General features: G+C 40.1%; 20 protein-coding genes. 6 read left to right on the top strand and 14 right to left on the bottom strand.

Going from position 1 to position 20,808, the window contains the following annotated elements; genetic code table 11:
• The first annotated feature begins 182 nt into the window (after positions 1 to 182).
• The 6 genes from AC6H3C_RS08025 (at position 183) to AC6H3C_RS08000 (ending at position 4,272) form a co-directional block, all read left to right on the top strand.
• Positions 183 to 1,217 carry a helix-turn-helix transcriptional regulator gene (locus tag AC6H3C_RS08025; protein WP_497520216.1) on the top strand — a complete coding sequence of 345 codons (1,035 nt, stop codon included), beginning with the start codon at positions 183 to 185 and terminating at the stop codon, positions 1,215 to 1,217.
• Positions 1,218 to 1,303: 86 nt separating this feature from the next.
• The gene (locus AC6H3C_RS08020) at positions 1,304 to 2,011 is read left to right on the top strand and encodes a hypothetical protein (RefSeq protein WP_497520215.1); all 708 of its coding nucleotides are present in this window, start codon (positions 1,304 to 1,306) and stop codon (positions 2,009 to 2,011) included.
• Positions 2,012 to 2,016: 5 nt separating this feature from the next.
• Positions 2,017 to 2,301 carry a hypothetical protein gene (locus AC6H3C_RS08015; RefSeq protein ID WP_497520214.1) on the top strand — a complete coding sequence of 95 codons (285 nt, stop codon included), beginning with the start codon at positions 2,017 to 2,019 and terminating at the stop codon, positions 2,299 to 2,301.
• Positions 2,302 to 2,500: 199 nt separating this feature from the next.
• The gene (locus tag AC6H3C_RS08010) at positions 2,501 to 2,773 is read left to right on the top strand and encodes a multiubiquitin domain-containing protein (protein ID WP_497520213.1); all 273 of its coding nucleotides are present in this window, start codon (positions 2,501 to 2,503) and stop codon (positions 2,771 to 2,773) included.
• Complete coding sequence (locus AC6H3C_RS08005; protein ID WP_497520212.1) at positions 2,748 to 3,938, top strand: ThiF family adenylyltransferase; 1,191 nt, start codon at positions 2,748 to 2,750, stop codon at positions 3,936 to 3,938. Before AC6H3C_RS08010 ends, AC6H3C_RS08005 begins: the two co-directional genes overlap by 26 nt.
• Positions 3,919 to 4,272, top strand: a complete 354-nt coding sequence (locus tag AC6H3C_RS08000; RefSeq protein ID WP_497520211.1) for a ubiquitination-like system serine protease family protein — start codon at positions 3,919 to 3,921, stop codon at positions 4,270 to 4,272. Before AC6H3C_RS08005 ends, AC6H3C_RS08000 begins: the two co-directional genes overlap by 20 nt.
• A gap of 45 nt (positions 4,273 to 4,317) precedes the next feature.
• Here AC6H3C_RS08000 and AC6H3C_RS07995 read toward each other — a convergent pair whose 3' ends face one another.
• From AC6H3C_RS07995 to AC6H3C_RS07930, 14 genes are all read right to left on the bottom strand, one after another.
• Positions 4,318 to 4,899 (bottom strand): DUF3387 domain-containing protein, encoded by a 582-nt coding sequence (locus AC6H3C_RS07995; RefSeq protein ID WP_497520210.1) that lies wholly within the window; start codon positions 4,897 to 4,899, stop codon positions 4,318 to 4,320.
• On the bottom strand, positions 4,856 to 7,537 hold the full coding sequence (locus AC6H3C_RS07990) for a type I restriction endonuclease subunit R (protein ID WP_497520209.1): 2,682 nt from the start codon (positions 7,535 to 7,537) through the stop codon (positions 4,856 to 4,858). The genes AC6H3C_RS07995 and AC6H3C_RS07990 overlap by 44 nt, the downstream gene beginning before the upstream one ends.
• Positions 7,537 to 9,645 carry an ATP-binding protein gene (locus AC6H3C_RS07985; protein ID WP_497520208.1) on the bottom strand — a complete coding sequence of 703 codons (2,109 nt, stop codon included), beginning with the start codon at positions 9,643 to 9,645 and terminating at the stop codon, positions 7,537 to 7,539. The genes AC6H3C_RS07990 and AC6H3C_RS07985 overlap by 1 nt, the downstream gene beginning before the upstream one ends.
• Positions 9,632 to 10,837 carry an SIR2 family protein gene (locus AC6H3C_RS07980; RefSeq protein WP_497520207.1) on the bottom strand — a complete coding sequence of 402 codons (1,206 nt, stop codon included), beginning with the start codon at positions 10,835 to 10,837 and terminating at the stop codon, positions 9,632 to 9,634. Before AC6H3C_RS07980 ends, AC6H3C_RS07985 begins: the two co-directional genes overlap by 14 nt.
• Positions 10,838 to 10,917: 80 nt before the next feature.
• Complete coding sequence (locus AC6H3C_RS07975) at positions 10,918 to 11,046, bottom strand: hypothetical protein (RefSeq protein ID WP_497520206.1); 129 nt, start codon at positions 11,044 to 11,046, stop codon at positions 10,918 to 10,920.
• Between the two features lie 493 nt (positions 11,047 to 11,539).
• A complete protein-coding gene (locus AC6H3C_RS07970; protein WP_497520205.1) occupies positions 11,540 to 12,850 on the bottom strand; it encodes a restriction endonuclease subunit S in 1,311 nt (436 codons plus the stop codon).
• An 85-nt stretch (positions 12,851 to 12,935) separates the two neighbouring features.
• Complete coding sequence (locus AC6H3C_RS07965; protein WP_497520204.1) at positions 12,936 to 13,844, bottom strand: ORF6N domain-containing protein; 909 nt, start codon at positions 13,842 to 13,844, stop codon at positions 12,936 to 12,938.
• A gap of 40 nt (positions 13,845 to 13,884) precedes the next feature.
• Positions 13,885 to 15,423: a class I SAM-dependent DNA methyltransferase gene (locus AC6H3C_RS07960; protein ID WP_497520203.1), complete on the bottom strand. Its 1,539-nt coding sequence runs from the start codon at positions 15,421 to 15,423 to the stop codon at positions 13,885 to 13,887.
• Positions 15,424 to 15,430: 7 nt separating this feature from the next.
• Positions 15,431 to 15,715, bottom strand: coding sequence for a helix-turn-helix domain-containing protein (locus AC6H3C_RS07955; RefSeq protein WP_497520202.1), 285 nt, complete (start codon positions 15,713 to 15,715; stop codon positions 15,431 to 15,433).
• 100 nt (positions 15,716 to 15,815) lie between these two features.
• Positions 15,816 to 16,730, bottom strand: a complete 915-nt coding sequence (locus AC6H3C_RS07950) for a relaxase/mobilization nuclease domain-containing protein (RefSeq protein WP_497520201.1) — start codon at positions 16,728 to 16,730, stop codon at positions 15,816 to 15,818.
• 31 nt (positions 16,731 to 16,761) lie between these two features.
• Complete coding sequence (locus tag AC6H3C_RS07945; RefSeq protein ID WP_497520200.1) at positions 16,762 to 17,130, bottom strand: plasmid mobilization protein; 369 nt, start codon at positions 17,128 to 17,130, stop codon at positions 16,762 to 16,764.
• 295 nt (positions 17,131 to 17,425) lie between these two features.
• The gene (locus AC6H3C_RS07940) at positions 17,426 to 18,112 is read right to left on the bottom strand and encodes a DUF3945 domain-containing protein (RefSeq protein WP_497520198.1); all 687 of its coding nucleotides are present in this window, start codon (positions 18,110 to 18,112) and stop codon (positions 17,426 to 17,428) included.
• 75 nt (positions 18,113 to 18,187) lie between these two features.
• Positions 18,188 to 18,703 carry a PH domain-containing protein gene (locus AC6H3C_RS07935; RefSeq protein ID WP_497520196.1) on the bottom strand — a complete coding sequence of 172 codons (516 nt, stop codon included), beginning with the start codon at positions 18,701 to 18,703 and terminating at the stop codon, positions 18,188 to 18,190.
• A gap of 7 nt (positions 18,704 to 18,710) precedes the next feature.
• Positions 18,711 to 20,786, bottom strand: coding sequence for a type IV secretory system conjugative DNA transfer family protein (locus AC6H3C_RS07930; RefSeq protein ID WP_497520195.1), 2,076 nt, complete (start codon positions 20,784 to 20,786; stop codon positions 18,711 to 18,713).
• Between the last annotated feature and the right edge of the window lie 22 nt (positions 20,787 to 20,808).

The raw sequence follows: 20,808 nt of genomic DNA, 5'->3' as shown, positions 1-20,808 counted from the left end.
CCGTTCCGGGAAGCGAAATAACTTTGACGGAAATTTGAGTGTAACAAGCTACTTCCAACAAAAATCGGTTATCTATAATTTAACCCACATACTCCTTGTATTACCTTTACCAAATCCAATTCAAATGAGCAGGTTAGCTAAACAAATTTTTATCACAAACGATTATTTTTCGTAAAATTGTTATGACAAAATCAGCAACCTTAACTAAACGATTTATGGCAAAATCCAAACACCCTTTTGGCCGGTATCAAATTATCGATAGAGAGTTGGGAAGAAAAGATTGGGTAAAGACTAAAGAACTAAAAGAAATCATTGAAAGTGAGTTGTCAATCAATGTTTCCGAAAGGATGATAAACGAAGATATTAATGCCATGAAGGATGACCCCCTCTTGGGTTATGAAGCTCCAATTGAATATAACAAAACAAAGAAAGCCTACTATTATTCAGACAGAAACTATACGATAAAAGCATTTGGATTGAGAGAAGGTGACATTAGCGCTTTATCATTTTATGCCAAAACCATTAATCAATACCGAGAGTACGAAGTCTTCAAAGATTTCAGCAACGCTATTGAAAAAGTTCTGGATGCGGTGACGATCAGAAAAGGGCTTTCCAATGTTGAACAAGCCAGGTCAATTGTTCAAACAGAACAAACTCCAAGATTGACGGGAAGTGAACTGATTCCTACAATTGTTCAGGCGTTGGATAGCAATAGGGTAATTGAATTTGAATATCAAAAATTTGAAGACTCTTCCCCGAAAGTTGTTAAGTTACAACCTTATTTATTAAAAGAAGACAGGCATCGGTGGTATATTGTGGGAAGGAACGAAGTCCATTACAAACCAACAACTGTTTATGCGTTGGACAGGATGCTCGCTCTGCGAATTCTCGAGGAAAAGTTTACTCCTGAAGATTTTGATTTTGACCGGCACTTTGCCTATTCATTTGGCATTACAGTAACAGATTCTGATCCGGTAGAGGTTATCTTGTCCTTTACCTCATTTCAAGGTAATTACTTAAAAACGCTCAAAATCCATCATACGCAAAAAACGTTAATTGATAATGAAACAGAATACAGAATTTCGATTAAAGTAATTCCCACCTGGGAGTTTTATGAGAAAATTCTGGGATATGGCAACTCCGTTAAAGTCATTTCCCCTCAGCTGGTTATTGATGAGCTAAAAATTAAATCGAGACAAATACTCGAACAATATTAATAATTCCGAAAAAAAATTCAATCGCGAAATTCCATTGCGTGATCCCGGATTTTCTTTGTAACGTCAAAATATAAAAGATTCAAGTTATGAAGATTCGAAATCTGATCATCGCGTGTGTAACTTTATTGATGAGTGCCTGCGTCTCAATTCCCAAAGAGGTAGTAACACTTTCTCAGACCCTGGGCAGTGATTTAAAAGTTCTGCACAATTCTCATGTAAGCGCAATTGACGTTTATTTTGGGAAAATGAAGGAGGAGATCAATTCTTTTGTTGATGAAAAATATGCGCCTTTTGTTATCCATTATGTCCTAAAATCTGAATTAGCAAATTATAAGTCAGGAAAAACTTCTTTATATGGCACGATTGAACTCGCCGGTCAAAAGGAAGGGCAAAAAGAAGCCAACGATGCTATAAATGTTATGCTTGAATTTCAGGAAGCTGCACGTATCCAGATAGAGAGTAAACGAGAAGAATTGCTATCACCTTTGGAAGAACAGGAAGCTGAAATACTCAAAGCCGTGAATCAATCTTATGAAAATGCCATTTATGCAAATTCATCCATTACCGCTTATTTGCAGTCTATCAGAAAACTTAAAGAAACCCAGCAGGATGCCTTATCCAAAATAGGTTTGGAAGGCACTGATACTCGGATAACTGATTCTTTAGTAAAACTCTCTGGACAAATTGACATAGCAGTTCAGGCAGGAAAAAAAATAGATATACAAAGTGATGATGCTTATCAGCAACTGGAAAAAGTTACCAATCAAATCAAAGAAATAACTAGTAAAAAATAAATACAATGGCAGAAAATAGATTTACAAAACTATTTGCGGAAGCCGACTCCGCATTCAATGGAACTTATAAAAAAGAACTTGACCACTTGCTTGGTCTCTCGAAATCAGAAATTGATGCCCTAACTCCGGGAACTAGTGATTCACAAACCTATTTAGCGCTAATTAAGGTTGTAGAGCAAGCATCAAAAGAAAATTTAAGTCAGGCGGAGTTAATTGAGAACATTAGAGGTTTGGGCGAAATAGCGGTTAAAATCGCTAAAAAAGTTCCTCAATTTGCCTCTCTGCTATAACTGCCAGAAAAGACAATTTATGGCTAAAAGAGTAACACGCATCCTATTGACTAAAAGCGACTAAAGCAATGGCGGCACAAAAGGGCCGGGTGATATTTATGAAAAAACGGACGTATTAGGGGCAAGGGGCTGATATGGAAACAAACCCTTTCCTCCCTGATATAAAATACAATTAATTACCTTTTAAACAAGTTTAGTTATGGAAAATTTAAAGAATCAAGACCATCTGAACCATGGCAAAGACAAGAAAATTATTTTGATTGAAGGAACCCCCTATCCATGGGGAGAAGAAAAAATTTCTTTCGAAGAAATTATCAAGTTACGTTACGGAACATACGATCCTGTAAAAACTTACACCGTAAGCTATGAAGATGGTCCAAAAGAAAACAGAGAGGGCGTGTTGAAAGTTGGACAGGTCGTATTTATTAAAAATAAGATGATCTTCCATGCAACCGCAGGTATTAAGTCTTAATGAAGATTTGAAAAGACTAGAAAGTGAGGGATTTATTCTTGAAATTAGAGGTTCTCACCTTCTTGTTCACGAAATCCCATATGTTAATTCGAAAAGAGAAGTTAAATATGGTAGTATAGTGACTGTGTTATCCTTTCGGACTCCTACGTTAGCCGGTGGCAAACCAGATAGTCACACTGCAAATTTTTGTGGAGAAATGCCATGTGACGAAAACGGAAACAAATTGGTCTCAATAATAAATGATAATGGTAGTCCTATAATTACTACCGACTTTGAGGCACGGCATTTTTTCTCCTATAAGCCCCTTCAAGGCCATTATGTTGATTTTCATGAAAAGATAACCGCATACGCTCACTTTCTGTCGTCTTATGCAAAACTAATCGATCCTTCTGTCACGGAAAAACCAGGAAGACGAGATGCAATTCTGATGGGAAGTGACGTATTTAAATATCCTGATACGAGCTCAGCAAGAGCAAGTATTGACATGGAGAATCTCAAATTCCGTAACAATAAAGTTGCAATCATTGGGGTTGGTGGTACCGGATCATATATTTTGGATCTTGTTTCAAAGACGCAAGTTAAAGAAATCCATATCTATGATGATGATAATCTAGAGCTTCATAATACTTTCAGGGCGCCAGGAACATTGACCGAAGAAACCATTAACCAAATTGAAAATTTAAAGAAAGTTGATTATTATGATACTGTTTATTCAAGGATGCATCTTGGAATAAAAGTTCACCCATATCGGATAAATGAGAAGAATATTGTTGAGTTGAGTGATTTTGAATATGTTTTTGTATGTGTCGATAAAAGTGAGGTCCGTTTCATGATTGTTAATGAACTTTCAAAAATGAATATAGCTTTTTCGGATGTTGGGTTAGGCGTCATAAAAAGGGATAGTGGTTTGCTCGGTACACTTAGGGTTACATCTGCATCAAATGATATGCGGGACCATATCAATCAAGTCATAGGTCCAAATGAATTGGATGAAAATGAATATAATAGTAACATTCAAATTGCCGATTTAAATTGTTTGAATGCTGCTCTAGCAGTAATCCGTTGGAAAAGACATTTAGGCTTCTACGCAGACTTGAAAAAAGAACATCACACACTGTATCACATAGAAACAAATAAGATTATCAATGATAGTTTTGCATCCTGATTTTGTCGAGTTTATACCGCATGAACTTGAGGAAGGCATTTTATATGTCAGTTTGAAATATAATGCCGTTGGGCATAAATGCCCCTGTGGATGTGGTAATTTGGTATTTACTCCACTATCACCAAATGATTGGCAATTATGTTATAATGGAGAGGGGGTTAGTTTAACTCCCTCTATTGGTAATTGGAGTTATGATTGTCACTCGCATTATTGGATTATCAATAACGAAGTTCACTTTGCTGGAAAATGGACTGATAAAAGGATCAAAAGAGCTATAAAGAAACAGGCTAAAAAGAAAGAACTTTTTTTCAAGAAAAAGAAGGGAGACAACTAATTTATATTGTCAAATGTCACTGTATAACTTCATCTATTGGTGATTTTATACACTCCAAAACTCAGCTAAAGCTTCCGCTTGCTGTAATACCGTATCTGTTGCCAGTTTTTGCATGTCGGGTGGATAACCGTATTGGCGAAGGGTGCGTTTTACGATTACCTTTAGTTTCTTTTTCACCGATTCTTTCACTGTCCAATCGATGGAGGTGTTTGCTTTTACCCGTTCTACCAAAACCCTGGCCAATTTCTGAAGGACTTCATCTCCCAAAAGGTCTTTGGCACTTTGGTTTTGAGCCACAGCATCGTAAAATGCGAGTTCATCTTTGCTTAAGCCCATTTTCTCTCCACGTTTGTCGGCTTCTTTAATTTCCCTGGCCAGATCAATCATTTCCTGAATGATTTCGGCGGCAGAAATCAGATTGTTCTGATAGCGTTTAATCGATGATTCCAACATTTCCATCAGGGTGCGACTTTGGATAATGTTGTGCCTGGCCCTGATTTTAATCTCATCATTCAGCAATTTTTTAAGTACTTCCAAGGCCAGGTTCTTGTGCTTCATGTCGCGCATCTCCTCGAGAAACTCATCATCCAGAACCGACAATTCGGGTTTTTCGGATGCCAGCTGCATCAAAAATATCGACCACCTGTTCCGAGATGATGGCCTGATCAACCACTTGTTTAATGGCTGTTTCAATTTCATAGTTGCTCTTTCCCCCATTTTGAGAACTTCCAAAATCAAATTTCATCAGGCGTGCTTTTACAGCTTGAAAGAATGCAATTTCATCTTTAGCATCCATCGCTTGTTCATGAGGCAATGCAATGGCAAAGGCTTTCGAAAGCGCTGTCACTTCCCGGACATACCGGTTTTTCCCTTCCTTCAGACTGAGAATGTACTCAACAGCCGAAAGTATGATTTCCAGCTTTTGTTTGACTGTGGCATCAAAATAGCCCTCATACGCGAACGACTTTCCAAACCGGGGTTCAGGTTCTGCGGCTATTGCAAATTCCGTTTTTTTTGGAACTGTTTTTTCAGAAAACATTTGGGAAACTACTTCCAGTTTCTCCAGCATCAATTGTACGGCGTCTTCCTGTGCTCGGGCCGGATCACCCTTACCTCCGCTATCGGCATAAAAAGAAAGGGCTTTCTTTAAATCAGAGGCAATGCCAAAATAATCGACCACCAGACCTCCGGGTTTATCTTTGTAAACACGGTTTACCCGGGCAATGGCCTGCATCAGGTTATGTCCTTTCATCGGCTTATCGATGTACAACGAGTGCAGACTCGGCAGGTCAAAGCCAGTGAGCCACATGTCTCTTACGATTACCAGTCTTAATGAGTCGGTGTTGTCTTTCATCCGGTCGGCCAGAGTCCGGCGTTGTTCTTTGGTGGTGTGGTGCTTCATCATTTTCGGGCCATCGGACGAAGCTGCTGTCATGACCACTTTTATTGTCCCCTGATCTAAATTATTGCTATGCCAATGCGGACGTATTTTGATGATTTCATTGTAAAGATCAACTGCAATTTGGCGGCTCATTGTTACAATCATCGCCTTTCCTTCAATCCCGCTGTTGGTCCGTTCTTCGTAATGAAACACTATATCTTCCGCAATTTTCTTTAACCTTGCCGGGCTTCCAACAATAGCCTCTATTTTGGTCCATTTGGCCTTCGCTTTTTGAGTGTCGGTCAGCTCATCACTTTCCAGTTCTTCGTCCAGCTTTTCAATCAATTTTCTACCTTCTTCGGAAAGGTTGATTTTCACTAATCGGCTTTCGTAATAGATCGGCACCGTAGCTCCGTCTTCAACGGCCTGGGCAATATCGTAAATATCGACATAGTGACCAAAAACTGCCGGAGTATTGACATCGGTTGATTCTACTGGCGTGCCGGTAAATCCCAGGTAGGTGGCGTTAGGCAAGGCATCGCGCATGTATTTGGCAAAACCATACACCAAACGCTGCCCAATCACGTCTCCCTGTTCATCTTTTACCTCGACACTCTTGGGCTTGAAACCGTATTGTGTACGGTGTGCTTCATCGGCCAGCACCACAATATTGGTACGATCGGAAAGTTGCTCGTACACACTATTTCCGTTCTCAGTCTGAAATTTCTGGATGGTTGCAAACACAATTCCGCCGGAAGCCACTCTAAGCAATTTTTTCAAATGCTCCCGGCTGGCGGCTTGCACCGGAATCTGCCGAAGCAATTGTTTCGACGATGCAAAGGTGTCAAATAACTGGTCGTCGAGGTCATTCCGGTCGGTGATAACCAAGACGGTTGGATTGTTGAGTTGAAGTACCAGTTTGCCCGTAAAAAATACCATGGTAAGCGATTTGCCGCTTCCCTGGGTGTGCCAGACGACCCCGCCTTTCCGGTCGCCATTGGCCGACGATGCCTTTTGAACCGATTCAATCGCTTTATTTACTGCATAATATTGATGATAAGCAGCTACTTTTTTTATGGTTTGAATAGTGGCAATCCCTTTGGCATCAACATGCTTTGATTCTTCAAAAACAATAAAATGACGGATATAGTCTAGTAAGGTCACCGGATTGAGTAGTCCTTTAATCATGATCTCCAATTGGCTGGAGAGCGGTGAGGCTTCTTTCACTCCATCATTGGTTTTCCAGGCCAGGAAACGCGAAAATTCAGCAGACAGGGAACCGGCCCTGGCATCAACGCCATCGGACAAAACACAAAAGGAATTGTAGGTGAACAGCGTTGGAATCGTGTTCTTATAGGTTTGGATTTGCTTGTAGGCTGAATGCAGGGTGGCGTTTTCATCGGCGGCATTCTTTAGTTCAAAAATGACCAACGGCAGCCCGTTGATGAACAAGATGAGATCGGGGCGTTTGTGATTATTGTTTTCGATGATGGTAAACTGGTTGACTACCAGAAAATCATTCTCGCCGGGATTATTAAAATTGATCAACCGGACCCGGTCGCCACGCTGAATGTCATCTTTTCGGTATTCAACCGGAACGCCTTCGGTAAACAACTCCTGGAATCGTTGATTGTTGACTATTAATCCAGGAGAGGCAACACGTTCCACAATTTTTATGGCTTCCAGTTGTGCTTCGTGCGGAATATCAGGGTTATTCCGGGCAATGGCTTGCTGCAAACGACCTTTTAATACAACATCACTAAAAGAATTGCGCTCAGGATGTTCACCGTCTGGTGCAATTACGGCACCGTTCAGATATTTCCATCCCAGGTTTTCCAGTTCCTCAATAGCCCAGAGTTCGATATCGTTTTCGGTTAGTTTCATTATTTTGTGGCCTCATTTTTTATTCCCAACCATCTATTGCATGTTTCTTCATAAGGTATTTTAATTTCCTGTAACCAACGTTGAATATATTTCGGATTGTGGCTGTTAGGAGTTGGATTAACATTATCGATTCTTACCTGTATTGGTGTTCTGACACAATCTCCTGTAATTATTGCGTGTTGCTGCGGAATTATAGGTAGTTGGTCTAAAATGTCAGCATTGGCACTCGATATCAATCCTTTTACATATTTCTGGTCATCTGGATTTTGGAGTCGGTGAATTATAAATGAGTTACATTGTGATAAAACTGTTTTCGATAATTCAGAAGGACGTTGGCTACATACAACCAAAGAGATTCCATATTTTCGTCCTTCTCTCGCTATTCGTTCAAAAACAGATTTTGCAATTGAATCATTTTTCTCGGCAATGTAATTTTGAGCTTCCTCCAGTACAATCACAATTGGATATTTTCCCCTGTTGTCCGGGATAAAATAGGAAACAAACTCCAGAATAATTCTACCTAGTAAGGCGGTGACCGTTTCTAAAACTTCAAATGGTAACTGAGAAACATCAATAATTGTGATTTGGCTTGTCTTATCTTCGGCAGAAACTCTTACTGTTTTGTTGTATTTTTTTAAAAAGCTCTCTTTATCAACTTCGGCAAAAAGACGGTTAAAATCACCCAAAAGGAAGGCAATAAAATGGGCTAATATTTTCTTATTGGCTTCATTGTTGTCTTTTAACATTAACGGGATAGCCATTCGTTTATCATTTAAAAAGCTATTCATTCGTAAACGAAGCGTAGAAACAAATTCTGTAATTCTATTATTATTAGTTCCTTCCTGATTAATTGCAGAATCTATGAATTTAGTACAAAGTTCTTGATAATTAAACCATATTGGCAAGTCAATATTTTGTTCGCTTGTTATTTGTTTTTCGGTTGATTCTCTATTCGATGATTTTAATAGTTCTTCAATTTCTACTCTTATGGGCTGTTGATTTGCAGCGTTGTTGAAATTCCTTTCATTTGACAGCTCTATTATGGCATTTCCAAGTTCATTATTGAATTGAGAAACCGCCTCACCTATGCCTTGAATTTCATTATCTTCTTTCCATATCCAATTACCAAAGTTTTGAACTCCAGTTTTCTTTTTTATTTCTTCTGAATTTGCATTTATTATATTTTCGATATCGGACCTCAAATTATTTGGTATCAGGTTATATTCTCGGCTTTCTTCCTCATTTTTAGCCAAGCCAATAGCCCTATTGAGTACTGGAGCTTGTGTCCCGTCACTGGGCCTCAATAAATCTTTAAAGTCTTCCCAGTTCATTAACCAATAAGGAACTTTTACTTCCTCATCGCCGCCATAATAATATGTATTTATCTGTTCTATTTCAGTTTGCGTTGTTTCATCTAGTAAATCAAAGTCGAAATCGTCAGGTAGAAAAGCATCTTTATATTCTCCGTTCGTATCAAAAATGACAATATGTGCATTTTCTAGTTTCTTCCCGTTGTAATCGTATTTAAAAAGGTTTCTAATAATAGAGGTAAACGTGCATGATTTGCCGGACCCTGTATTGCCCAAAATTGCAGCGTGCTTGACAAAAAATTGGTCGGGGCAGATTTTTACTTTGTATTCACTAAATGCAGGAGAGGTTCCGATAGGAAGATAGAAATCTTTTGAATAGTTAATATCTTTTAGGTCTAGCTTGTCATCAAAAATATGTCGCAAATCTTTTTCGGTAACATACCACACGGGGTTGTCTAGTGTTGGAAAATTGTAAACTCCCTGGATGAATCTTTCTTCGTTATTTTGTTTGGCTATTGTTCCAAGCATAGTAGCGGATATATATCTTGCAGAAGTCGGAAGCGAAATGCTCGTCGCATTTTTATCGAATTCTATTTCTTCCTTCATTGTAACACGGGTAATTAATACTACAACCCTGTCAGAACCTACCGGAATAATTAAATAGGAGTTTATACGCGCAATTTCATAAATGTCATTTACCCCACTTTTGTAGGCACCTCTCAGATCGTCCTCAATTTTTATAAAAACCCGGAAGTTGTCAACCGATAAGACCCTACCTATTGTTCTATTTTGGTTCATATTCTGGTTCCCCCCTATTAGGTTTTGCAACTTCAACAGCCATCCTACCTGACGTCTCCGGATATAATTTCGATATAGTCTCAGCAACAGACTCTATTTCTTCCTGCTCATATAAGTCTGGCATCACATTCTCAACAAACCCCGTAAATGTTGAGATTTCAGCCTTATCTTGTTCTAAAATAATTATTCGTTTATCCCCGAGTGCTTTTAGCTCTTCAATTGGAGATTCTTCATCCAAATCCGAGGAATAATTCGCAATTATTAAAGTAAATGAAGGAATTGATAATGCCTGTTTGATAATATCATTAATGTGCTCATCATAAAATGAGTACCCAACACAAAACAGCACGGATTGCGGTTGATTAATTGCCTGAGAAAATTGCCGGAATAGTTCGGAGTAAGGCAAGTCAAGAGTATATGATTTTTTACTAACACATGGGTAAATCATTAGCTCTTTGTTCTCATCAGGTTTAAATTCATCGTTTAATGGTATCTCCTTGATTCCATAGGTATTGGAAACGGAGGGTCTCGTAGATAGCCATGACAAGGAACCATGAATTTTATAATATTTTAGGACTTTCTCTGCTCTATGTACTTTGCCTGTCACACTTTGTCCTGGATAATACAGATCATAGTCATAAACTTCCGGTCTAAAACAACGATTATGCACTCCCATAAACCCATTTATATAGTGAACTCCAAGGTTGTCAAGCGCATAGTCAAATGCCATGTCATAATTTGTAGTAAAAAGATTTGCTCTCTTTAAATTATTTGGGCGCTGCAACAATTTTTTTATCAATGCTTCATGGTAGTGATAACGATTCTTTATTAACTTTTTATCTGCTTTATAAAACTCATGAATCTCTGTTTTTTGGGTATCGCATTTAGTGAATAGCCATTGTTGCATTTTCGCAATAGACTTATTTATCTCACAAACACAAACGCCCTTTTTTTCTTTTATATACCTATCTGCTTGCAGACAGTTAAATAAATCCTCATAGGACGGGTTTGCATCTTTCCCAAAGTAATTCGTAATTTCACTTTCGCATTGAGCTTTTAAATCTGCTGGAATAGTTCTTATGACAGGAGCACCTAGATGAAAGCTAGTACCTGCACCAGCCAAAAGACTTACATTTTCCAATCCCAGGTATTTTTTTACTCTCAGTTTATAATTTTCAATGAAATCACTCATAACAGTCCGTTTTTAGGTTAACTATTTATTTGCTCTCAGCTTTTAAGCCGTCACCTTCAGCTACGAGATATTGCGTTATTTCATTTATCCCTTTTCGAAGAAATTTCAACTGGTTTTATTCCTTTCTCGATTGTGTTTGTTGGACGCTGTGGCTTTGCAGGTTTTGGTTGCGGCGTTGAAGCCGGTCTTTTAGATTGTTCTTTGCTCATTTTTTATTGATTTAAGTTTATTATCATAAATGAAAAAATCAGAATTATCGTTAAAATCAGTGCTATTAAAACCAAAGTTTTCGCAACGTACAAATCATACAGGCGAATTCGATTTATTTTCATGTTTACAGAGTTCAACTCGGCATAGTTCTCGATCAGGTATTTCCTGAAGCTTTCCCGCTCTCCCTTTTTTACCTTCTTGTTATATTCTTTGAGCTCCTTTCGATGATTATATAGTTCCTTTGAATCGGGTAAATAGTTATAGGTAAACCCCTTGAAAAGATTATTGTATGATTTTGCTAAGAATAGAATACTTGTCAAGAGCAAAAGACCAATGATCACAATCAATACAAAATTGAAAGAACAAAAAGAAGTTACTGTTTCTTTGAAAACCAAAATCACTCCACCTGATATTAATGTGATAATACCAATTGGAATATTGACCTCGTTATTCAATTCGCCCCTTCGAATTTGTTCCCGATCAAACAAATCTTTAAAATACCCTAGCTCGTTCACTGGCATCTTGCTTTTCGTCCATTATTACCCGCAACTCCCCATTCATTAACTTTGGCAACAACGTGTCCCGTAATTGGGTAAGGGTTTGGATTTCTTTGGTGTTATTTTCAATTGATCTAAAAATAGGCATCATCGTTTTATCAAACTGTTTGTGAACAGCGTCTGTAGCCAATAATATTTCGATGTTTCTAAAGTCGGTTTTGCTAATCTCCGGAAATGTACTTCCTGAAGCCAAATTTCGCACTGTTTTCAATTTTGACTTTAACCAATCATATAAGAAGTAGATCGATAATTTATCATTCGGAATTGAAGTAATGAAGCCTTGATTTGTGCTGGCTTCATGAGTATTGATTGTTAACTCGCCTACTGTGGCCCTACTTGTCATTAATAAGGAATATGCAGGAAAGAGTTTTGCGGAACTCTTTTGTAATCCTAATTCAGTAATTTTCTTGGCAGATCCATGTGAAAACATGCTGTTCTCTTTAGTCAAGTCCGTGGGTGAGTACCACAATATTTGACCATCTTCCCAAAAAGTTGATTCTGTCGTTGATGGTGTTCCACCACCAATAGTTTCTATGTTTTCTCCAATAGTTGATAATCGCCACCCCTCCGGAATTTCTCCCAATTCACTTTCAACCATTTTACCACCAGAGCTAAGGTAAGGCTCGCCATTTTCATTGGGAAATTCGAACTCGACAAACCAATGCTTAAACAGGGTTTGCGCCAGTTCTTCCAGGGTTTGGTTTTGCTGTTTTAAAAGATTAATCTTTTTATCCAGACTGTGCAAGGTTTTGCCAATTTCTTCCTGGAGTGAAAAAGACGGAAATAATAATGGGATGCTTTTTATAGATTCGGAATTTATGCTCGCCCTGGTAGTCATCGTTGCAAAATTTGCCACAGACTTTCTAAAGAACCTGGTTCTTAGCAAATAACCAATATACAATGGTGAGACTTTTATTGGAGCATCTTTTTTAATCCGAAGGCGTTTACAGAAACCATTGAAGGTTGATTTCTCATAATCTTTCAAGGCTACTGAAGACATTCCAACTTCATCGTTTGTTTCGCTTGTTCGTGTTAAGAGTATATCTCCAGCCTTAACGGAACAACTTATCTGCTCCTTTTCATTTGAGTTAACCAATCCTTCTGGGTTTTCAGGTAAAAAGTAATTGTTGAAAACATCTTTGAAGCTGATGAATGTATTTCCAAAGCCAAATTGATCTGCTGCCTTTGAGAGCCCGGAAGAAACGTTATACAGTTCCCCTAATTGAAATTCTTTCCATTCACTCATTCCTTGCCCTCCTTTGCTATGACCCGGATTCGGGCTTCGGTACGTCCGTTAAGAATATTACCTTTTTGTGTTTGCTCAGTCAGTTTCATTGCCGATTATGTTTTAGACTTTTCAAATCCGATGCGTTTAGTTTTTTCAATACGTCATCCACTAAACTATCCATCCTTGAAAAAGCAAACCACTTTTTACCCAAATCTTTTAGCGATGCTCCCAAATGATACAGTTCTTTTTGGTCGATAATCAAAAAACGGTCGTGGCTATCGGAAAAAGCCTTTATTTGGATTTCAGGATATTGCTGGTTGTGTTTTTGTATGTCAAGGCTTAATTGTTTGGATATGTTTTTTGTAAACAGCGTGGCCGTAACGCTTTTCCCTCTTTTGGTAATCAGGGTAAGTACGGAATCGTCTATATAATTGTCGATTAGAATAATGGATTCTTTGGCACTGCGTATCAAATCAGCGATCAAGGCATAAGCGTCATAAATCTGTCCGTTGAAGAAGATACCTTGTTTGGGCTTCAGGCTTTTGGCTTCAAGGGCCGAAAATAGCATTTCAAAGTTTTTGTCGGCTTCCAGTTGCTTTTGCTCCACTTTGTCGAGCCGTTGAAAAAGAGCAGCATTGGTAGCAATGAATCTACGCATTTCAACAAAGGCATTCATAATGGCAATGCTTACTTTTATGGCCGCAGGACTGCGCAATACTCCTGAAAGCATGGACACGCCTTGTTCGGTGAATGCGTAAGGAGGTCTTCTTAGTCCCATTTTTTCTTTATTGGATATCGCAATTTGCGACATCCAATTTTCCAACTCCTGTTTCGATAACTGAAACATGAACTGCTCAGGAAAACGTTCAATGTTGCGTTTAACTTGTTCGTTCAGCCGGCTTGTTGTAACTCCATACATTTGAGCTAAATCACGATCAATCATTACCTGAATACCCCGGATCGTGTATATCCGGTCTTCTATTTCACTTTGTTTTATGATATCTCCACTCATTTTAATCACTTTTGCGAACCCGTCATAAAATGTGACGATCTTATAGTTGAATGCCAATCTTCGCGAGTTGCGTTTTTATTTCCGCATCCAGATTTTGTGCTTCATTCATCTGCTTCCGTAACCTGGACGTTAATTCTGAAACCTTTTCCTCAAACGGGATACCGTCGTCTTCTTCATCTGGTATGCCCACATAACGTCCGGGAGTCAATACAAATTTGTGCTTCCGGATATCAGCAAGGCTGGCCGATTTGCAAAAGCCTTTTTCATCGTGATAAACCTCTGCTTTGTTGAGCCAATTGTGGTAGGTATCCGCTACGCGACTGATGTCTTCGGTAGTAAAAGCCCTGTTTTTACGATCGACCATATAGCCTAATTCCGAAGCATCGATAAACAGGACTTCACCATGACGTTGTTTCTTTCCCCGGCGTAAAAACCACAAGCAAGCCGGAATACCCGTATTAAAAAACAATGCTTTGGGAAGCATCACAATACATTCAACCAAATCATTTTCAACCAGTTTTTGACGGATCTCACCTTCACCGCCGGTATTGGAACTCAAAGAGCCGTTGGCCAAAACAAAACCTGCATGACCACCACCGGGTTTCAGATGGTACAGGAAATGCTGCACCCAGGCAAAGTTTGCATTTCCGGCAGGCGGCACACCATACTGCCAACGGGCATCATCACGCAACAACTCGCCACTCCAATCGCTTACATTAAAAGGAGGGTTGGCAATGATGAAATCGGCTTTCAGGTCTTTATGGGCATTGTTCAAGAACGAACCTTCGGTATTCCATTTGATATTCGAACCATCGATACCGCGAATGGCCAGGTTCATCCGGCACAAGCGGTAGGTGGTTTGGTTGCTTTCCTGTCCGTACACCGAGATATCATCCAGCCGCCCCTGGTGGCTTTCAATGAATTTTTCAGATTGAACAAACATGCCTCCGGATCCGCAACAAGGGTCAAAAACCCGTCCCTTATATGGTTGAAGCATCTCAACCAAAAGTTTAACAATACTTTCCGGTGTATAAAATTGTCCACCTTTTTGTCCTTCAGCCAAAGCAAACTGTCCTAAGAAGTATTCATAAACACGACCAAGTACATCCTGGCTTTTGGATTTTTTATCACCAAGTGCTATGGTTCCGATGGTGTCGATTAATCCGCCAAGAGACTGAACATCCAGGTTTTGTCTTCCGTAAACTTTCGACAGGATACCTTTCAAGGTGCTATTGTCCCGTTCGATGGCGTCCATTGCATCGTCCAGTTCTTTTCCTATTGTCGGCAGCTTGGCGTGCGACTGGATCGTGCTCCACCGTGCGGAGGGTGGAACATAGAAAACATTTTCTGCGCCATATTCATCCGGGTCTTCCGGGTCAGCTCCCGCGTATTCTCCTTCACCGGCTTTTAATTTCAGGTAAAGTTCTTCAAAAGCATCGGAGATATATTTCAAAAAAATTAAACCCAACACGATATGCTTATATTCTGCGGCATCAATATTTTTTCGCAGTTTGTCAGCCGTTTTCCACAGCTTCTGTTCCAGCTTTTCTTCAGCTCCGTTTCCGTTCTTTTTCGCCATATAATATTTAAAGCTCTTTAATAATTGATAGCAATGCCTCTTTCAGGAAAGGCTGATCGTCAAAATCGTGAATTATCTTTTCGGAGATATATTTGATTTGAAGCTCTCTAAAGTCTGCAGACAAAGCCTCGGCCCAAGGTTTTATCATTCCAATCGTGATTTGTCTTTCGCCTAATTCCATTTTGGACAGTGTGCTCGTGTCAACGTCAATTGCATGAGCCACCTTCCGTTGCGGAATCTTTTTTTCTTCCCTTAATGCTTTCAGATATGCTCCAAACTCGGTATTTTTCATTAGAAGTGTATGTTTAGACAAGACTGTCAAATATAACAAAATATTCAGCTTAAACAGGAGTTTCTTTTGAGAAAATAGTTAAAGGCAAAATGACTACTTTTCAGTACTTCTTTCCTCTTCTTTTACGGATGGAGGATACATCTTTCCTGGTTCGTCTGTTGGGATTTTTCATATCTGTGTTGTACTGATAAAACAACGATTTCAATAATTCCATTTTGAAATTTTCCGGGATTCCAATTTTGCGATTCACTCTTATTTCTTCAGCATACTTTACATCTTTCTCCAAATAAAACTTCGGTCTTTCCTCAAAATCTCCCATTCTCACCGGATGTCGGACCGGATTTCCGTTTTCATCCGTCACAAAAACCAAATGTCCCCTTCCTGCTTTTCTGACTTCTACCTGAAACAGTCCCAAAGCCTGGTCATACATTTCTTTGGAAGTGATAAAATCCATCCGGTTTAGCTGAGAAAACAAGCTTTCCAGATTTTGCTTCAGGTTTTTGCTGGAACCGGAAAACCGATAGTTTAGTCTTTCATGTGGATCATCCTTGATAAGCTGGTATTTCTGCTCCAGTCCTTTGATAAACCGCTGCGTTTTTTCTTTTTCATAGCTGTCTTTGATTTTCTTACCGGTATCACAATCAATACGAGTGGAAACGATATGAAAATGCACCCGCTCTATATCAGCATGTTTGTACACAAAGTAAGGTTGGGTTCCGTATCCCAGGTGGTTCATCAGGTTGTCAATCTCCGTTCGGATTCCGGTATCTCCCAACCTGACCAAATCGCCAACCGTCGGGTTTACGGATAGATGCAACCCCGGTTTTAGAACCCGGGTATTCCGGTCTTCAATCTCCTTAAAAATCCGGAAGCGATCGTTCTTATCTCCCAGGAACGGATTCAGAACCGGCATATTTCGGCTGTGATAGAAGCTGGCTTTGTGCCGTTCAACTTTCCGCTCGTTGTAAAACAAGGCATTTTTTGTGCTGCAGGCTTGGTGGATTTTAATAACCATGATCTTCCTTTTTTTTAGGGTATGGAAGAAATCAGCGCAGATAATTTTGAAGCAGAATCAGACAATTTCTCATCATCTCAAAAACCTGTTTCAAAAGCTGCCGGTCATTGTCATCAACCCGGTAACCGGCAAAGGAATTCATGCGCTTGGAAAGTTGGTTCAGGTTGACCCCAATCTTGTTTAGCTCGTAGTCCAAATTTTTTAACTGGTCATTGGCATTTTCATCCAGCGAAATCACCTTCCTGTCCGACTGCTTAAAAACTCGTGACCGGATGAAATCACTCATGCAGGCGAACTTCCCCCGTTTGGTCAAACTTTGTAACCTGATCTTTTCTTCCCGGGTAATCCGGATGATCAGCATTTCGTTTCGCTTTTCCTTATCTGGTAAATGTGGCCGCATAAAGTGTTTTTTAGTACCTTTTTTATATTCAAAGAGGGGAATATTTTGGTCAACCTGCTATCAGGTGGGACGATCTCCCGACGTAGCCGGGACAAGGTGAAAAGGTTTTTGTGCATACAAAAACACAACTTGCACTCCCCACTTTGAATAAGAGTTTCCCTCTGATTTTCTGCTTTTTCTCCCTGAACTTACGTCCTCATTTTCTCTCATTTTTTATTTCGCACTTGTCAAAAAAGAAAGGGAAACCTTTTCAGTATTTCCCCTTCCGGTTTTGAAAACGAGACCTGTTATTTACTTAGTGGACTTTTTGCCTGGACCCTTGTTTTTCCGACTGCTTGGAATCGGTTTTTAAATCTTCCGATTTTTCCTGCTTGAACTGCGAAAAACTTATATTCCGTCCGGCAGCATCAACCTGGAGTGTGGCTGAGAACTTCTTCTCATTCTTGCCCATCATGCCGTCCACTGTTACTTTCTCGCCTGCACCAAGCTTCTCTTTTTGTTCTGACGAGAGGGTTACACCTTTTATCTTTTCCGGTATCTGGATCATTTTTGTCCGAAGCGGAATCAGTTCATTGGTTTTGGAGTCAATACTCAGGTAGTAGTTGTCTTTCTTTCCATCTCTTCCTGTCAGTTCCACCGTTTTGCCCAGATTTTTGTCATTCAGCAAAGCTCCCTTTTCTTCCTTGGTAAACTTGTGACCCATGTATTCATCCGGGACGTTCAAACGCTGAATCGGATGGATTTTGATGTCCACCGATCCGTCTTCCTTGCTTTGCAAGCGGATCTTAGCTGGGATTTTGTATTCCTCATTTCCGATCTGCGCTTTGACCGTGTAAAGCTTATCCGAACGGAACCCGTTCAGAAAATCGGTCATTTCCTGTTTTTCCATCTGTTTGATCAGGTCGGCTTTAATACCTACTTTTTCAAGTTTGTCAAACGGAATCTGGTCCATTGACATTCGTGTACTTTGTTGTTGTTCCATAGCTTTTAAAATTTACATGGTTAATACTAATGGTCGTTATCTGTAATTTGCGTTCTTAGAAATGCTATTGCATTGCTAGTCAATTTCGTAAACACGCTTTTCTTTTCGGCTGATTTCTACCAGTCCACGTAGGATTTGATATTTTTCTTCCGGCTTTCGGATAGCATATAAATGCAGAATTGGTGTGGTCTTGTCAGAGGTATAAATGGTCAGGTTCCCCAGATCGAATATTCGGTAGATCAAGGGCTTTTCTATCAGGAAGTCTTTGATCCTGTAATTTTCGACAAATTCATGTTTTCGGAGTAATACTCCTGACGAATACCGAAGCTGTTCGGGATCAATCTCATAACGAATACACCAAACTTTTACGATTTGCCAGAGCAGATTGACCAGGACATATACCGAAAGGTAGATTGGAAGCCGGTCTACATGAACGGCCAGTCTTTCAGGCAAAATCGAGCTTACCTGCTGTTCTTCCAACATGATCTTCAAAAGAATTATAATTGGGATCGCGAGAATACTCTGTAAAAACGTTTGCAGGTTCATCAGTTGGGACGGCCTGCATTTAAAGTATGTGGTGTTTTCAATCATCGTACAATTACTTTTTTGATTTTGACTTGTGGGTTGTTTTTTGATTTGACTCCTGGTTAAACTTTTGGTTAGGTTTTATATTCCTGGACAGAGCATTGTTCGAGTTTTTATCGGGACTTTCATGCTGTTGGGTATTTGAAACAGGTTTTTCCTTTTGATCCGGGTCTGGTCTCTGGTTGGCTATTCTGCGGATGTCATTCTGTATCTTGTTGCGGTTTCGTTCCAGAACTTCAGGAATATTGTCGAAACGATAAAAATCCGGGATTGGCTTATAACGGCCTTCTTCCCACTGCTGCGCTTTCACATCGACATGCACCAGGCAGTTAAAGTTCTTCTGCCCAATTGCTTCCCCGAAGTTGTCTGCCACCTGCCCAACCATATAGCCCTGCGGTAGAGTCGCAATCTTGCCTTCCGGCACCAGAAAATCCAGTTGGGTGGAGAATGTTGCCGATTGTACATTCCGGTTGATGTTTAATGATTGGCGTTCCTGAAGAATTTTGCCCATCCGGTTTTGGATAAACTTCGCCGTTTCACCTGCTGCCTGACCGCAAAAGATATTGCCTATATTACTGGTAATGGCGTTGGCCTGCTCTTTCCCGTAATCACGGATCAACTGGTCGATGGTCTGAACTCCCAACAGTGTCGAAATCCGGTTACTCCGGGCTGTTGCAATCAGCGTATCCAGTCCCCGAAAGTAAATCGTCGGCAATTCATCAAAGATCAGTGACGAAGGTTGTTGTTCCTTTTTGTTGATCACCTTCAGCATCCGGGTAATGTAAAGCGACAGAACTGCCCCGTACATTTCCACCCGGAGCGGATCGTTGGCCAGACAAAGGGTTTTGGGCTGTTTCGGGTTATTGATGTCCAGGGAAAAATCATTGCCTGAACATATCCAGTAAATCTCCGGGCTGATGATCTTCGAGATGGCAATCTTCAAACTTCCCAATTGGCCTTCCAGTTGTTCCCTGGCCCCGCGTTTGTGCGCATTGATAAACGGGTTAATGATATTAGCTACGTCTTTTTCCTGTTCTAGGATAGCGAACAAATCGTCATAGTCCATTTGTAACAATTCAATGGCATGAGGAAGGGTACAGTATTTCCCCTCCTGATACTTTTTCAAAAACCAGATGACTGCCGCGAAAAAGGAAACGGCGCTTTCCGAGAAAAACTCTCCCTGTTGGCGTATCCATTCCCGGTTCAGGTTATACAGAATCGTCCGGGAAGATTCGAAAGCGTCAATCGGACTTTCCATCCACTCGGGAGCCAACGGATTGCAACGGTAGGATTTCTGGATGTTTTCAAAGTTGATCACATAGAACCGGGAAGACTCCGGCAACTTCCCGTCTTTCTTTGCTTTTAGGAAATGGTTGTAAGTCACCAACGATAAATCAGGGTACTTAAAATCATACACGCACATGGAAAAACCTTTTTTCAGGTGCTGGCGGATAAAAGGCAATACGACAGAAAAAGACTTTCCTGAACCGGGCGTTCCGATAACCATGGTTGCCCTGAAGGGATTGACAATGTTGATCCAACCCTGATGCTCGTTGCCTTTGTACAAATAAACCGTTGGCAGGTTCACAGAATATTCATTGGCTTTCAGGGTTTCTTCCTGCGGGAAACTTTCATTTTCCACATTGAACCGGTCTTTCATCAGGTTGACATTGATTAGTTTGGAGATGTTGTCAAAACCAACATTCAGCAAAACAAAACCGGCAAAAGTCAACCCCAGGTATACTACTGGGAACGATTTGAAAACGATCAGGCTTCCCCAATAGAGGATTAATCCGGCGATGGTCTGTCCGACAATTGTTGAAACCAGCAATTCCCGGTCTTTGTGGGCCTTGGTTCCTATACAGGTAATGGCCAGAAAAACCAGGCAAACCACTTTGGACGGATACACACTGGCAATAAACTTCAGGTTTTGCATCTTTTCGATCACCGAATGAAACGCAGGTATTTGTATTCCTTTCAGCATGAAATAATTTAGCTCTGTCAGATACAGCGATGTAAAAAGCAGTACATAGCTGAAAAAACGAAAACCTTCGTGCAGTTTGACCAGTTCGTGTGATTCGTGTTCCATCGTTGGAAGATTTGAATATCAG

It is taken from the genome of Gaoshiqia sp. US2 (genome assembly GCF_059705485.1).
The sequence above is the reverse complement of the archived record's forward strand: the minus strand, read 5'-3'. Positions and strand labels throughout refer to the sequence as shown.